16 protein-coding genes are annotated in these 14,366 nt (G+C 34.4%); 2 read left to right on the top strand and 14 right to left on the bottom strand.

Annotation, left to right across the window (positions count from 1 at the left end):
• Window positions 1-54: 54 nt before the first annotated feature.
• From R2Q84_RS14475 to R2Q84_RS14500, 6 genes are all read right to left on the bottom strand, one after another.
• On the bottom strand, window positions 55-336 hold the full coding sequence (locus tag R2Q84_RS14475) for a hypothetical protein (protein WP_316817280.1): 282 nt from the start codon (window positions 334-336) through the stop codon (window positions 55-57).
• A gap of 20 nt (window positions 337-356) precedes the next feature.
• A complete protein-coding gene (locus R2Q84_RS14480) occupies window positions 357-740 on the bottom strand; it encodes a hypothetical protein (RefSeq protein WP_316817281.1) in 384 nt (127 codons plus the stop codon).
• 24 nt (window positions 741-764) lie between these two features.
• A complete protein-coding gene (locus R2Q84_RS14485) occupies window positions 765-1,184 on the bottom strand; it encodes a phage tail tube protein (RefSeq protein WP_316817282.1) in 420 nt (139 codons plus the stop codon).
• Between the two features lie 160 nt (window positions 1,185-1,344).
• The gene (locus R2Q84_RS14490) at window positions 1,345-3,858 is read right to left on the bottom strand and encodes a phage tail tube protein (protein WP_316817283.1); all 2,514 of its coding nucleotides are present in this window, start codon (window positions 3,856-3,858) and stop codon (window positions 1,345-1,347) included.
• A gap of 1 nt (window position 3,859) precedes the next feature.
• Window positions 3,860-4,300: a hypothetical protein gene (locus R2Q84_RS14495; RefSeq protein ID WP_316817284.1), complete on the bottom strand. Its 441-nt coding sequence runs from the start codon at window positions 4,298-4,300 to the stop codon at window positions 3,860-3,862.
• Between the two features lie 263 nt (window positions 4,301-4,563).
• A complete protein-coding gene (locus R2Q84_RS14500) occupies window positions 4,564-5,013 on the bottom strand; it encodes an HK97 gp10 family phage protein (protein WP_316817285.1) in 450 nt (149 codons plus the stop codon).
• Window positions 5,014-5,105: 92 nt separating this feature from the next.
• Between R2Q84_RS14500 and R2Q84_RS14505 the strand changes: the two genes are divergently transcribed.
• Window positions 5,106-6,095, top strand: a complete 990-nt coding sequence (locus R2Q84_RS14505; RefSeq protein WP_316817286.1) for a HEPN domain-containing protein — start codon at window positions 5,106-5,108, stop codon at window positions 6,093-6,095.
• A 5-nt stretch (window positions 6,096-6,100) separates the two neighbouring features.
• On the opposite strand, the gene R2Q84_RS14510 is transcribed toward R2Q84_RS14505, so the two are convergent.
• The 6 genes from R2Q84_RS14510 to R2Q84_RS14535 all read right to left on the bottom strand — a co-directional run bounded on the left by R2Q84_RS14510 (window position 6,101) and on the right by R2Q84_RS14535 (window position 11,303).
• Window positions 6,101-7,186, bottom strand: a complete 1,086-nt coding sequence (locus tag R2Q84_RS14510; protein WP_316817287.1) for a hypothetical protein — start codon at window positions 7,184-7,186, stop codon at window positions 6,101-6,103.
• A complete protein-coding gene (locus tag R2Q84_RS14515) occupies window positions 7,186-8,706 on the bottom strand; it encodes a hypothetical protein (protein WP_316817288.1) in 1,521 nt (506 codons plus the stop codon). Before R2Q84_RS14515 ends, R2Q84_RS14510 begins: the two co-directional genes overlap by 1 nt.
• A 5-nt stretch (window positions 8,707-8,711) precedes the next feature.
• On the bottom strand, window positions 8,712-9,086 hold the full coding sequence (locus tag R2Q84_RS14520) for a head-tail adaptor protein (RefSeq protein ID WP_316817289.1): 375 nt from the start codon (window positions 9,084-9,086) through the stop codon (window positions 8,712-8,714).
• Window positions 9,086-9,373 carry a head-tail connector protein gene (locus R2Q84_RS14525; RefSeq protein WP_316817290.1) on the bottom strand — a complete coding sequence of 96 codons (288 nt, stop codon included), beginning with the start codon at window positions 9,371-9,373 and terminating at the stop codon, window positions 9,086-9,088. Before R2Q84_RS14525 ends, R2Q84_RS14520 begins: the two co-directional genes overlap by 1 nt.
• Before the next feature lie 73 nt (window positions 9,374-9,446).
• Entirely contained in the window at window positions 9,447-10,544 is a 1,098-nt protein-coding gene (locus R2Q84_RS14530) for a phage major capsid protein (protein ID WP_316817291.1), read from the bottom strand.
• Between the two features lie 15 nt (window positions 10,545-10,559).
• The gene (locus tag R2Q84_RS14535; protein WP_316817292.1) at window positions 10,560-11,303 is read right to left on the bottom strand and encodes an HK97 family phage prohead protease; all 744 of its coding nucleotides are present in this window, start codon (window positions 11,301-11,303) and stop codon (window positions 10,560-10,562) included.
• 79 nt (window positions 11,304-11,382) lie between these two features.
• Here R2Q84_RS14535 and R2Q84_RS14540 point away from each other — a divergent pair, with 79 nt between their 5' ends.
• A complete protein-coding gene (locus tag R2Q84_RS14540) occupies window positions 11,383-12,411 on the top strand; it encodes a hypothetical protein (protein ID WP_316817293.1) in 1,029 nt (342 codons plus the stop codon).
• Window positions 12,412-12,418: 7 nt separating this feature from the next.
• Here the strand turns inward: R2Q84_RS14540 and R2Q84_RS14545 are convergent, their stop codons facing one another.
• Window positions 12,419-12,658, bottom strand: coding sequence for a hypothetical protein (locus R2Q84_RS14545; RefSeq protein WP_316817294.1), 240 nt, complete (start codon window positions 12,656-12,658; stop codon window positions 12,419-12,421).
• Between the two features lie 12 nt (window positions 12,659-12,670).
• The gene (locus tag R2Q84_RS14550) at window positions 12,671-14,353 is read right to left on the bottom strand and encodes a phage minor head protein (protein WP_316817295.1); all 1,683 of its coding nucleotides are present in this window, start codon (window positions 14,351-14,353) and stop codon (window positions 12,671-12,673) included.
• Window positions 14,354-14,366: the final 13 nt, after the last annotated feature.

Raw genomic sequence — 14,366 nt, forward strand, 5'->3', positions numbered from 1 at the left:
TGAGCGTTATAAAAAAAGCCCCCTATCTGTTTAGGGATAAGGAGCTTGAGAGTGTTATTCCTTGCGGTATTTTGCCACTGCACGATCAAATTCTTCTCGTGTTGGAGTGGGCTTTTTCTTTGTTATCAATTTGTCAGATGGTAAGGCAAATAGTTGTTCAGGTGTGATATGTTTATCTTTTGGCATTTGAACATTGATTAAGAGTGATGCAAGCATTCTAGTTCTTAACCATTCACGCTCATCTTTGCCCATATAAGCTTTAGCTACATAATGATATTCGTTGTAGGTTAATCTGTAAAAATCTATAAGACTTAAACCGATTTCACCCACTGCCATACCTTGCAGCTCATCGAATGTTAAGCTTTTTTTTTATCTTCTGGTTCTTTGTCCATCTCATCAGTAGATGCAGATAATGCCTGACCACTAATCTGTGTTTCCAGAAATGCTTTAAAAATTTTCTCGTATTCAGATTTGTCAACATCGCCAAAGTCATTGTACAATTTGTAGTAGTTAACCTGTGAGTTATCACCATTAATCAAATTGTAATTACTAATTCCTGCCCATAATAGATCAACCATTAAGTCAAATGATTTCACTGGATCGGTATCTACTCCTGTAAACAATTCAGATAGATCATTTAAGGTGATACCTCTTTTTTCAGTAAGTAATTTGATTGCATACATCCCGAATTGAGCATTCTCTTTTTTACCACCAATATTTATTTCTAATAATCCTTTCATATTTCTCTCTCTTATCTTGAATTATTAGGCTGTAGCTATATTCAGTTTACCGCTGCCTTTAAGACTTAATTTGTAAGTAACACCATCTTCCATTGGAGCTTCGATGTCTAGTGATTCGATATATGCAGTACCTGAGTATACCATTGTGGTACCTGAAACGACTGTTGAAGGTTTGAATGAAACATGCAGGGGTGATCTGGTATCGAATGCAGCTACGAATTGTTTGATATTTTCATTCCAAACTCCTAACCCATCAGCATCCACAGACCAAGATTTAGTTGTTGGAATACTTTCTGTGTAACCTTCGTTAGTTTTTGTTGTGGCATCAGCCATATTAGTACTCAAAGAGATTGAGCAATTACGTGAATATCCTAAAGCTGTAGCAGTTTGACCTGTACCTAGATACACAAGTAGATCAGAGCCATTTAAAAAATTGTTTGCCATTATTTATTGTAAATTTTTATTTGTTTTTAGGCTCCCACATGTGGAAGCATTTACAGATAAATAGCTTGCTAAATGGCTTTTACAGATAGATAAAACTTAATATTATTAGTTTATTAAGGCATAAAAAGGGACTTATTCAGGGCTGTTCAATTCTTATATTTTAAATTACTACCCAAACATTATCAGGCTGATAATATTGAAACCTAATTACTCCACCTGATGTAAGATTAATTGAAACCACTTCGGTATTTGTTGTAGTTAAAATGCCTCTTCCAGTTGTTTCCGCTGCTGAAATGGTAATGGTTGATGAGCTTCTATTTTTTACCGTTTGCATTTGCCCATCATCAGGATATGTATACAAATTACAGTTACCTGTAACTATTGCTAAACCAACATCAGACAAAGAACCACTATCAGCTAAAACACTTGTTTGCAAATTTTTAGCTCGTATATAATTAGTAAAATATCCATAACCTCCAATTTCAATATCGCCAGTTCCGTTTATTTTATTTTTCGAAATTGCCATATGTTGACCAGACAAATCTCCTACTCTAAGACCTGCACCATATATAGGATTTTGTTGACCGTTATACCCCAGAAGTACACTATCATCATCCATTTCAATCAGGATATTACCACCTGCATCTAAAATCCTAATATTGTTGTTAACACTATCTATTTCAACCCTTTTTCCAGTAGTTGATGTTTTCAGATTTTTAGTGATAATATTTAATGCCTCAATGTATTCTGCCTTTAATAAAGCAATTCTTGCATACATTACATCAAGACTGAATGACATAATATTACCATTCTTAACGATAGTTACACCTGAATTTCCAACCTCTTGAATGTCAGTGAATGCCATTGATTTCAAATTGGAAACTAATGCATTATGCAAGTCAGTAGCAGCCATACCATATAACGCAGCAGCGTTGGCCTTATTCGTTGCATCGTCTTTTGCAGCCTGTAAGTTATTTTCTGCTTGTGTTATTCTGGCCAGTTCTTCTGCTGTAACAATACCATCAGCATGTGCAATGGCAGTTTCTTCTGCCAAAATTCTTTGTGCATTAGTATACTCAGATGCAGCTAATATTGCAGCCTGTTTTGCTGCTTCACTTTTTGCAGTGGCATCAGCTTTTGCTAACAATAATGTTGTGGTATTAGCAACATTCACTACCGTTGTTGCTGATGCAATAATGGCATTATTGTTTTTAGTTATGTTGCTGTAATAGTCCTCGGGTGCAGGTGTATAGTCTAAAACCTTGTTACCTTCTACTACCATTATATTTTTTAGCTGTACACCACTCACAGATACAGCACCAAATGGTGTAGGAAAACTATATGGAAAACCTGATGATAATGAAGTTGAACCAGATGATGAGGTTAATACCCTACCATACAATATTGGATTATCTAAACTCTTTGTAACCGCTGTATATCTAGTCCAACCAGATGTAACTAAGAATTCCTTGCTTTCAGATGCATCAAATTGAAGATATAATGTATTAAAGGGGTCAATTGATCTGGCGTAAAATGATAAACCTAAATCACTATTTATAGGATAATTACCATTTTGTATTGTTTGATTAGTGGTCTGACTAATTGTTATAACCTTTTCACCATTCAAATGATAATTTCGAGAACCAATTTTGATGTTATTAATTTTTGCATCATTGATATTTTTCATCAGAATGATACGTTGATCGTAGTACGCCCTAAACCAATCTCTTAATTCAAATCCTTCAATATCACTGGTTGTAACCATTGAAACCAAAAGTGGTTCTACATACAATTCCAACTCATTATATGATACCTCATAATTAATTGTGTCCAATAAATATTGAGATGCTTGTTCTAATAATTTGGGTTTCTCATCCTGAATTATCTGCCATTCCTTTAATACATTAAGCTTTTCAGCAGGTGATAATTTGTTATCATTTGCGATGTTATAAAGCAATTGATTTGCGGTATCAGCAGCACTTTGTGCATTGGATATTAAGGCATCAGCTTGTGATTTAGTATAGAATCCAGATAAGTCAATAATTGGTTGTGGTACTTGGAAAGATGTTGAATACTCGTTACCATCCTTAAATTTTAGCTTTAATGTAGTTATGTCATCAGCAGTGGAAAACTTGATTTCACTAACAATTTTGTTGTTAGCCTCATTCCATTTAGCCTTATCTGCATCAGTAATACCATAGGCAGCTGATCCCCTGAATACAGGATCAGATTCTGTTTTAAGATATCCTGATTGTTCTGGTGATCCCTCATCTGTGAAACTTAGATTTCCAATACCCTTTAATGATCCAGAATAAGATACTATTTCACCATCATTAGCAGTTTGATCAATGCTCTGAATATGAACCTCACCATAAAATGCATGTGTGAAATTATCCTGTAAAACACCAAATCTGATAAAGAATGGCTCACTATTTTGGAATTTATTAACGAAATATGATGAATTAAAATCATCACCGTAACTTACTAAACCTTCAAATTCAATACTCCAATCCTTTAATCCTACTATAAATTCAGACCAAGAATCTGAATTCTTTGTGGTAACATCAGTTAGACTATTATTTATTTTGATAGCACAATTCGTGCTGTAAGCTACTGGTTCATTGTCTATGTTATAAAGCAAGAACTCACTACCTGTAAGTATGTTTCTCTGCATATTATAACTGTTGGATGTTATTATTGAAGGTGATCAGCTTACGGATCACATAACCACCATTAGATTCACTCTCTATGTATCTTGTGGATTCTAGTTTACTGGTGTAGATATTCCAATCTGTATCAGAATAGAAATTATCTCTAGTTAATATTTTCTGAAAAATCAGATTACTGATGTCATCGCACAACTTTTTACCCCCATTCGAATTAGTGAATCTTGTAACTATGTCAATTACAATTGACGCTTTAAAACCGTAACCAGTGGTATTAAGAATGGGGGTTAAAGTGATGTTAGAGAGGATAACAAATGGAGCTACCGCATCATCAGGTACCCGATCATATACAGGTATAGTTTTACCTGTAATTACAGATAACTGATTGTATAGCTTATCATAATAAGCCTTGCGGTAAGTATTGGAAGGGTCTAAAGCGTGTATATTCATTACCCATAAATAGCTCTGAAACATGCATATTAGCTCTGAAATAACTTAATAATATTACTATATTTATGTATGGAAACATTTAATCAAAAAACTGCTATTAGTCAATTAATCCGCAATATTATACTCTGGGGAAGTTTGGAAGTACTCTTTTTGAAATATGTAATAAATGCACCTTGGGTACTGATTATAATATTTGTAATGATTTTTATTGTTGCTCAAATCATTAAATTTTTTATAAAAAAATATCAAACAATTAAATACGGTTAAGGCTTCTTCAAACTATTCTGTAGCTTTCTTTTTAAGTTTTCCAATTCACTTTTTAACGCAGGATGGAAATATGGTGATGGTTTAATATTAACCAGTCTTTTGTCGTCTCCTTTAAAATTCCACGCATAATCTTCAAAGCCTGATGGCACATCTACGTTTTGCCCAGTACCATATTCAATATATGGTGCGTAATGCTTATTAAATCCGACCTCTGCACCCATTCGATCTGCTCTATAAAGTATATACCCAGACTGAGCAATACCACCTACTGAATCTATAAACCCTGTTGCAGCTAAATTTTCTTTTGCTTTACGTTCGATATTTATGGCTGTTTCAGCGATGGCTTGTTTAACTGCGGATTCATTATGTTTTGCTAATTTGGCTAAGTTATCTAATGACCTGTCTAGGCCATTTATTCTTATGTTGAAATCGTTTCTTGTTCTCATTCATATAAATAGTATGGAATTATATAAATTGCGAAATAGCACTATAAACCAAAATTGCTTTGTAGTAATAATATTTTAATTTAAAAAATGATATGAATGTTAGAATAATTGTACCGATGGAAAACTTCGCCTTGGATCAAGACACCATCATCGAATTTGGTCAATTCCGAATTTTTCACGGCTCCAGAATCAAAAGTGATTTAGAGAAAGATAAAATTTTTATGGAGAAGGTTGGGACTAAGTCCGCTGAGAGAGTAGTCAACAGGTACATAATTTTTTATGACGGCAATATCTTTGACCTTACGGATAACAAAGATTTAACTCCCGAACAGATATTCAAAACCATACTTCATCAATTAACGACCTGCTTTGCATTTTTGTGGGCGATTAAAGATAACTGTGTAACACTGAATTCATTTTTTATGCACATGTACGAGAAAGATGATGTTAGTATTATGAGGACAAATCTTACATTCTCAACCTACAGTGGTGAGTTAGTAAATAAGCCTTTTTCTAATGAAGATTTGAGTCTATTCGGTTTACTACATCCAAAGTTAGGAACTATAATGAGTTGGACTGACGAACAAATCAAACAGATTGAAACTCAAAATCCTCAGGATTCAATAATTACTACTCCTGCCAATTTCTTAGAATATAATAAGAGTAGAGTAGCCCGAGCAATGGACTTTATATTATTAGCAAGATCAATCAGCTTTTTAATTAGCAAGATTAGTTTCAACATAAGTGCATTCGAATGCCTATTTACTTCATATCCAACTGAAGTTACACACAAAGTCTGTGAAAGGGCTTCAATTTTTATTGGGGGAAATGCTGATGAAAAAATTGCAAATTACGAAGCAATTAATGAAGCTTATACTGTCAGATCAAAGTATTTGCACGGCAATATAATAAAACACACTAGAGATAAGCTTATTGCCTTAAGCGCCAAAACAGACGAACTATTAAGGTTTTGTATCGTAAAAATAACAAATGAAAATGATGAATTGTTCCAGATGCCAGAAACAGAAGGAAACATCAAAAAATTTGAAAACCATTTTAAAAATATGCTATTCAATCAATAAAAACATTACCAACTCTTATTTTGTTTAAACACATTCACTAACCCTGTAGTAGAATTGAATGAAGCACTATCACCATCTGTTGTAACACTTGCAATTGTTGCATCAGATGTGATGTTGTAACTTAAATCTTTCCATCTATTTTTAACGTCTAATCCCGTTAAATCCATTGATATAGTAAGCGTATCGCCTGATAATACCTGATTAATCGGCTGAACCTTCATCTCATCATATTCCAACCATTCACGTGTTGAAGAAACTAAAAACTCATCACCTGAATTCGCTACAAGGAAATCTACTAAATCTTGAAATGCTGTAGCATTGATTGTATGTGATCCAACCCTAAAAAACTTACCTGTTGCTGCCTTTAATGTAGTAACCATATTTTGAAGACTGGTTAAACTACCAGACCAATTATCAGTAAAATCCCTTCTTAATGGTGCAAACCCAGATGGAACATTAGACCATTGCCCTGGAGGGGCATACATCCATTCTGCTGTAAATGAATCAAAAGTACCTTGTGACGTACTATATAAATATCCTAAATCTCGGGCGGCTGTAGCGTGACCTGCATAATTTGTGGGCACAGCCTTACTTCTAGTCCAATAATTCAATAAATTCTTTATATATGTTTGCATTCTTTGGGTATTCTCTAATGGCGTTACAGATGCACCGAAGCCTACAGGATCGTGAAAATAACTATGATCAGACATTTCCCATCCTGCTGTTATCATAGCTAACATGTTGGCTTTACTCACTCTACCATCGCCACCTGCATAGGTGTATTCTAATCCAGATGTTTCATTTGCTCCATTAAATGCAAGTGTACCCGAGTAATTAATATTGTTGCCACAACCATCTGTGTAAAAAGCATTATTAAGAATATTTAATCCTGTTACAGCCCCACTAGTGGCATCATCCCACTCAAATGCCCAATGATTCTTTTTATTGAACTTTCTATTTGCAATAGTTGCTGTAGCATTGGAAGGAGCAGAAACAAACTTAATAGTTGTAGTAATTCCAGTAATAATAGGTTCTGGATCAGGAGGTACTACTATAGTACCCCCGATCGTATAATACCTTGCTACCTTCATTATTTAGCTATATTTGTCTGTTCAACAACGACTAATGACACCAATGCACCATAGTTACCTGATACTCTATTAAATGCAATGTCAACTGCTGATCCAGTTATATTATTGAAAACAATAAACTCAGGATCATTCAGCCCGTTACCTGCAACACCGAATGTCGCCAACACCGTAGTACTTGATGTTTTATTTTTTGTAACGCCATTAATCGTGGCACCACGTGTAGTACCAGTTGTATCACTTGGCATAAGCACATATATTTGATAGAATTTTGTAGGGTCTAAACCTGATAATCCAATACTTGCATTAGTACCTCCATTAATCGTCCAAGCAGTATTAACTACATTATTTGGAAAAACACCTGTATTACCCCCACTAGCCTGCGCCCCTGAAATCTCCGCAGTTTGACCTGCAAAGGCACCTTTTTGTTGGAAAACAATTGATGATGCAGCATTAGTATCATCAATAAATGATGTTGATGTAAAGCCTGATGGTGACTGGATAACTGATTGTGTAGGATTGAAACTATTGTAATATGGAGCGCTGTTAGCAGGTAAATTTCCATACTGAGATGCTAAATTAATTCTAAATGTTTTCTCCACTAAATAAGTTCCACCACCAGTGCTAGTATATGCTGTAGCATTAAATAACCAAGCTGACACATTACGACCAGAAGCAGCCTTAATCCTTACACCTACTTGTCCTGCTGATTTTGCTATGTCTCCAACGTTCACTGGCTTAACGGTAACATTATTCACTGTTACACCACCATCTAAAGTATATTCATAATCATTTACTGATGTATATGTTGGGTTATTTGTCCAGTCTGCCGTGTTATTTACATCATCTACAATAAATGCTGTTGGTGCAGATGGTGTAGTTGCTCCTGCTGTATTGGTTGTGGCACTTGTACCCGCATAATTGGAATCATTATATCCATTAGCTGTAGCTTTGACTCTGTAGTAATATGTAGTAGAAGCCGTTAACTCACTGTTATTGTATGATATTGCACTACCTGTATATATTGTCGAAGCATCACTATAATTACTTACCGATGCTCTCTGTAACATGTAGCTAGTAGCATTTGTAATTGCTCCCCAAGATAAATTTATTTGTGTTGTAGATGCTGCTGTAGCAGTTAACGAAGGAGTTGATAATGTTGGTGTAACAGTACCACCAGTACCAGTTAAGCCTAATGACATTAAATAAGAGGTCTTTATTCCAATGCTTCCATCTTCTAATAATTCAAATTGGTTAGTAGATAGGATTGCATTTGGTAGCTGATTAAGTGGTATGATACCCGCAACCAAATCAGCTTTAGTTGCTAATGCACTTACATTAGCTTTACCTGCTAAGGCACTGACATCAGCCTTTAAATCTAAAGCAGTGATATCTGCTTTTAAATCCAAAGCTGCTGCATTAGTATTGATTACATTCTTTATTTCATTAGCATCATCTGCGTTCCAAAGATTGGGATCGTAATTGTCCTCTTGTGATTTGTCTATATATGTTATGAGAGCCATTAATTTTATTGGTAATTTTCATAAGGGTTTTCATTTTTGAAAACCTCTATGTTATTGTCTGATTCCGAAGCAATCAGCTTTATTTCTTTATTTAGTTCATCGACATTTATAATGCTGTGAATTGTTAAAGACTTATCTTTTAGTTTAATCTGGTGGGATTTAAGAATGGACATATCTGATCTATACCTTAAGTATATTTCAAATAGTCCTTCCAGGACTATTTGTCCTTGTTGATTAGTTTTGGTTTCATCCTTTGTTACCACACATGCATAATCTTCAAAATCTAATTCATAACTACCATAAGAACCACCTTGACCATTGGAAACATTATTTTCTTTCCAGAACTGAATCAGTTGGCTATATTTCTTTGCATTTTTCATTAGTAGATTACAACCTTCCTGTATTGATTAAGAATTGAAATAGTACCATTACTAAGGATTAAACCACCGTTTTCTGCATCTAAATAGTTTTCCCTATGCATGTAATTTGTAGCAATATCTTTTAATAGTGCTAAATCGATCAGCTTCGAATCAATCATCCCATCTTGCCCAATTAATTTGGATGCTTGTACCTCCGCAGCATCAATTAATAGTTGTATTAATTCATCTTCTGTAGTATTTGTGGGATGAATATTTAAGTATTGCTTTGTTAGATTAAGTGTTATCATATTTTTTGGTGTAAATAAAAAAGGTGATGGATATTTCCACCACCTTCATTGAGTATAATAATCAGGTCAATGATTATGATTTTAGTTTTGCCATTGCTGATGTGAAATCCCCTGCAACGAATGCACCATTGTGATATACAGGTAATGCTAAACGCTCTTCTGCAACGATGGTAATTAAACCTTTTTTAGCATTTTCACCATCTGATGGGTAGTAAGAGATTGCAACACCTTGGCGCTCTTTAATCTCTGCTCCATCACGGAATGATCCAACTAAGAATTTTCCTTCGGTAATAGCATTTGATTCTACAATTGGAACACCTGCAACGCTCATGTTACCACTTGGAAATAAATATTCACCAGTGCTTGATTTTGCTAATTCTAATTTTGTTTTGTCTGTTGGATTTACCATAATGGCTGATGCTGTGTAATCAGCTTTAGCAATCATATTGATAGCAACCCTAAGTACATCGTATTGATTTGGAGTTGAACCTGTACCCAATGTCAAAGTAGTTCCACTAAATTGAACAGCAGTTACCGCTACACCTTTGATATCACCAGTACCATACAATAATTCTTGGTCTTCTTTCTCTGCTAATTTCGCAGGTATCCTATTTTGTAGATAGCTTGAAATTCCTGAAACATCATTCAACATCTCTTTTGAGATAATTAAGTGAGTAGAGATAGTTTTTACTAATGCAGTTTCTTGGTTGATAGCAAAGCTAGATTCACCAGATATAACACCTTCTTCTTTTATAGCTGCACCATTAACATAACCAGATTCCTTTACATACTTAACTGCATCACTCGATGTAGAGCCAATAGCAAATAACTGTCTAGCATTTACTTTACGGTTTGCATAGCCAGTAATACCTTCTCTGTATTCAGGATTGATATCCGCTTGTGGCTTTAATACTGATGCCTTTAATTCAAATTTGAATCCTTTAGCTAATACATCAGGACTAGTTGAACTGAATTGATTTTTCAACTCCTCACCAAAGGTTAATCCTTTAGCAGTGATATCAGCATTCTTTGCTGTTAATTGGTCGAATTGACCTTGTAATGCATCTAATTGAGTTTTTACCTCAGATTTTAATTCTGTATTTGACTTTTCTAAGTCTGTTTTAATTGTAGCACCTAATTGCTCTAATTCATTTTTAATGTTTAATTCCATTATTGGATTGTATTCTTATTTTTTGTTGTATTTATAGCCGTTTAAAAAGGCTGATATAAGTTCTAAATCATTGTTTTTTACCTCTACAACCTCATCTATAACCATCGGGTTATCTGTGTCCAGACTGTCTTCTAACGGGTCTGATTCATCAGCAACTGACTTTTCGGTAAGATTGAGATGTGTGGTTTTTACTTGATTTAGAAATATGTTAAGTTGATCTAAAGTGTCATTGGTGACCTCTGATTTCAACATTTTCATCATTTTATCGCAGTTTTCAACGATTGAATCTGATGCAAACTGGCTTTTGAATCCTGTGAATTGTGCATGTGAATTTGAACCCCAAGTAACTGAGCTAAATTCAAATAGCTTTACTTCTGAAATCTCATTATAAGAACCTCTATTAGTTGATTTAACTGCCTGAAATCCTATCGAATGCTCTTTGATGACACCCTCTTTATATAGATTTAAGACTTCATCACCTAATTGCGTTTTAGCTATTGTAGTTTCAAAATACAAGCCTTTTTCATCCTCTACTAAGACAGTTGGTCTACCCAATAGCTGTACTGGATTGTGTTGATACAGGTGTACTATGCGGTCTTTGTTCTCGAATAGAGATTTTTTGAAACTCCCCTGCTTAATGAGGTCACCATCGGAATCTATAACATTGAATACAGAGGCATAACCACTGATGGTTCGGCTATCAACATCTACCTGTAGGTCAGAAAATTCGTAAGATTTATGTAAGAGTTTTTTGCTCATTTATCTGCGTTCTTTCAGATAAATAGGCTGCTAGACGAGAAATAACAAGATTGAAAACTTAATATTATTATATTTGGAAATGAGCGTAGAGCCAAAAGTAACAACGTATTTATTAGGAGCAGGAGCTAGTGCGCAATGCCTACCAGTTGTTTGTAATATGGCAGCAGGTGTAAAAGAAGTACACGATATATTCTATAACCCCTCCTTCCTTAAATGTAAAAAAGCATTACATCCACAGCTTAAAATTATTTTTAATGAACTTCGCCAGTTAGAGGAAATATGTAAACGAAACTATAGTATAGATACCTATGCTAAAAAGTTGTTAATTTCTGGTAAGACGAACGAGTACGAAAAATTGAAAGACATACTTTCAGTGTACTTTACATTGCAACAAAAAGTTAAGCCATTGGACAATCGATATGATAACTTCTGGGCTGCATTATTAACTAGGAAATACGATCTACCAGACAATATCAGAGTAGTCTCTTGGAACTACGATTCACAAATAGAATTATCGTACCGAGAATTTGCAGGGATAGAATCACTTTCAGAATCTTACTCGAGGTTAAATATGGTTAGTCCACATACTGATCACGATTTTTTTAACACAGAAAAATTTTCAGTAATAAAACTAAATGGGTCAGCAAAATATAAAGAGGATAGTTTTCTAAAAAGTGAGTTTAAATATCTTTCTGAAGACTATTCTAATCAAATTGATGATGAAAATTTCTATGTTGATTTGTTGGAAGCCTATGAAGATTTGGGAACTATTGATAAAAAGCAAAAGAAAAGATTCAATAAAAATGAACTAACTTTTGCTTGGGAACATAAATTTGACAGCCGATTTAATAAAAAAATCAAAGAATCCTTGAAAAACACTACAGTGATGGTAGTAATTGGATATTCATTTCCAATCTATAACAGGAAAGTTGATAAAATGATAATCAATGACTACATGCCAAATTTAGAAAAGGTTTACCTGCAAGCGCCAGATGCAGTTGATCTAGAGGAACGCTTTGTAGCTCTTAATTCTACAATTGACCCAGAACAAATCATACTAAAGAAGGACATTGGGCAGTTTGTGTTTCCAAATGAACTTGATATATAAAATTTTATTAATCCTCAATAATCATATCATTCCACTGCTCTAAGTCACTGGTATCAATACCACCATCTTTCAGGAATTGAATCTTATCTAAGAAAACATCATCTCCCATTTGTTCAGGGAATTTTGAAACATGCTTTATTTTCCCTGATAGAATCTCATTTGGGATACCATTTGGAAATGCTACGCATGCGAAATCATCACCATTAAAATTGATGCACTTACTACAATATTTTATGTCTTTATTCATATTCATAAATACTTACATCTTTGTTAAAGTGAAAAATTTATCAAAATAGTTACTGATATACACAGGTAATTCTGGGTCTTTTGCCATATACATTACAAAGGTCTCACTGAAAAACTCACGATGATTCTCTGATCCATAAGCTGAAACCTTATAAATATCGCCATTTTTTTTGGCAAGTCTATATATTTCAATCTGTTCATTGTTCAATTGCTCAGCCATTTGGATATAGCCCTGTTTAACCTTACGTGCTTCTGATAATACCCTAGCGCCATTAATGCCACCTGCTAGTTGATCGTGCAAAATATGACCAAATTCGTGATGGATTGTGGTTTCCAGATACTTCTCTGCACCATATTCCACTGTCCATCTTTTGTATTTAACATGCTCTTCGTACTCCTTAACTATATTTAACCATCGATAGCTTTTGGTACTTTCATAATTCTTTCTGGCAATTTCCAAATTACTCAGCATTCTTTCCTGATATCCATCTGGAGATGTCTTTTTGAAATTGCTTTTTATAATGTTGTTAGTCTTCCAATATGAGTTTTTGACACTTAGATTCCTGTAATTAGCACTCATCAATGCACTACTTTGTTTAGGGTTATTACCAATCTGCAACAGTGAATCAAAACCAAATCTATTTTTCAGATCAAAAAGCGCCCTGTTCATCTCATTTGCTACATTAACATCCTTTATCCAATTGTAATTTACCTCTTTAGTAATTCCATTATCTACAACCCATTTCGCTGCTTCATCAATGGTTGAAGCAGGTTTAAATACGTTAACATCTTCAATTACAAGAGGTTTATCAAATAATTCGGGCTGTCTTACAATAGGTTTTACAGGCTTGTTAACATGAGTATTTAAACCTTGCTGAACTAACTCACTTGCAGGCACAAATGCAACTGTACATCTGCAATTACATATATTATGTGCTTTAGCCCCTAGTGATGAATCACCAGGTTGCATCATCTTTTCATCACCAACAATAAATGCCTGATCCATTGGAATAGGTTTAGAATCAATCATCCCAATATGTGAATCACGTGTACGATTATCACCACTTCTGGCAATCCATTTTTTGTATAAAACTAAACCACTGCTTTTGGCTGCAAAAATGGCTGCTTTATTACTAGCCACTGCATTTTCAGTTCTGGCAATGAGCAATGCACGTTTCTTAGTATCAATAGCATCAGCCTTTTCCAGAATTAATTTTGCTGTTTGCTTATGTGATAACTGTTCCAATACTGATTGCTCCATCACCTTCCTGATCTGCTCCTTTGTGGTTTTGGTAATACCGCTTACTTTTTTTGCGCAATCCTTTGATTGGGTGAAACGTAAAAACTCTTGTTTCCAGTAGTTGATATGATCTGGTGCAGGTTCTGGAGTAGGTTTATATTGGGATGGTTTCTTGGCTTTTGTTTGTAATATTAAACCTGCATGCTTCTGTTTCCGTAAACTATTATATACCATAGATGCAGCAGCCAGACCAACACTATTATATATATGTATAAGAATATCTAATGTATCCGATTCAGATACCAGTAAATCAACATGTATTGATGGATTATTTAAATATTCTTTTGCTGCCTTGTGGAAAATGTGTTGAAAACCTCTTAAAAGAATCTTATAGCTTAATCTTTCGTGTTTTTTCATCAGGTTACTATAAGCCCTGTAATACTGCTTTTCATTCATAACCTAAATATTA

This window comes from Pedobacter nyackensis (genome assembly GCF_032678475.1).
GTDB lineage: Bacteria > Bacteroidota > Bacteroidia > Sphingobacteriales > Sphingobacteriaceae > Pedobacter > Pedobacter nyackensis_A.

Coding starts and splice junctions, on each gene's coding strand:
- R2Q84_RS14515 (WP_316817288.1), bottom strand. CDS start 8,706: ATGGCTCTCATAACATATATAGACAAATCACAAGAGGACAATTACGAT.
- R2Q84_RS14480 (WP_316817281.1), bottom strand. CDS start 740: ATGAAAGGATTATTAGAAATAAATATTGGTGGTAAAAAAGAGAATGCT.
- R2Q84_RS14545 (WP_316817294.1), bottom strand. CDS start 12,658: ATGAATAAAGACATAAAATATTGTAGTAAGTGCATCAATTTTAATGGT.
- R2Q84_RS14525 (WP_316817290.1), bottom strand. CDS start 9,373: ATGATAACACTTAATCTAACAAAGCAATACTTAAATATTCATCCCACA.
- R2Q84_RS14540 (WP_316817293.1), top strand. CDS start 11,383: ATGAGCGTAGAGCCAAAAGTAACAACGTATTTATTAGGAGCAGGAGCT.
- R2Q84_RS14475 (WP_316817280.1), bottom strand. CDS start 336: ATGGCAGTGGGTGAAATCGGTTTAAGTCTTATAGATTTTTACAGATTA.
- R2Q84_RS14550 (WP_316817295.1), bottom strand. CDS start 14,353: ATGAATGAAAAGCAGTATTACAGGGCTTATAGTAACCTGATGAAAAAA.
- R2Q84_RS14490 (WP_316817283.1), bottom strand. CDS start 3,858: ATGCAGAGAAACATACTTACAGGTAGTGAGTTCTTGCTTTATAACATA.
- R2Q84_RS14530 (WP_316817291.1), bottom strand. CDS start 10,544: ATGGAATTAAACATTAAAAATGAATTAGAGCAATTAGGTGCTACAATT.
- R2Q84_RS14505 (WP_316817286.1), top strand. CDS start 5,106: ATGAATGTTAGAATAATTGTACCGATGGAAAACTTCGCCTTGGATCAA.
- R2Q84_RS14535 (WP_316817292.1), bottom strand. CDS start 11,303: ATGAGCAAAAAACTCTTACATAAATCTTACGAATTTTCTGACCTACAG.
- R2Q84_RS14510 (WP_316817287.1), bottom strand. CDS start 7,186: ATGAAGGTAGCAAGGTATTATACGATCGGGGGTACTATAGTAGTACCT.
- R2Q84_RS14500 (WP_316817285.1), bottom strand. CDS start 5,013: ATGAGAACAAGAAACGATTTCAACATAAGAATAAATGGCCTAGACAGG.
- R2Q84_RS14520 (WP_316817289.1), bottom strand. CDS start 9,086: ATGAAAAATGCAAAGAAATATAGCCAACTGATTCAGTTCTGGAAAGAA.
- R2Q84_RS14485 (WP_316817282.1), bottom strand. CDS start 1,184: ATGGCAAACAATTTTTTAAATGGCTCTGATCTACTTGTGTATCTAGGT.
- R2Q84_RS14495 (WP_316817284.1), bottom strand. CDS start 4,300: ATGAATATACACGCTTTAGACCCTTCCAATACTTACCGCAAGGCTTAT.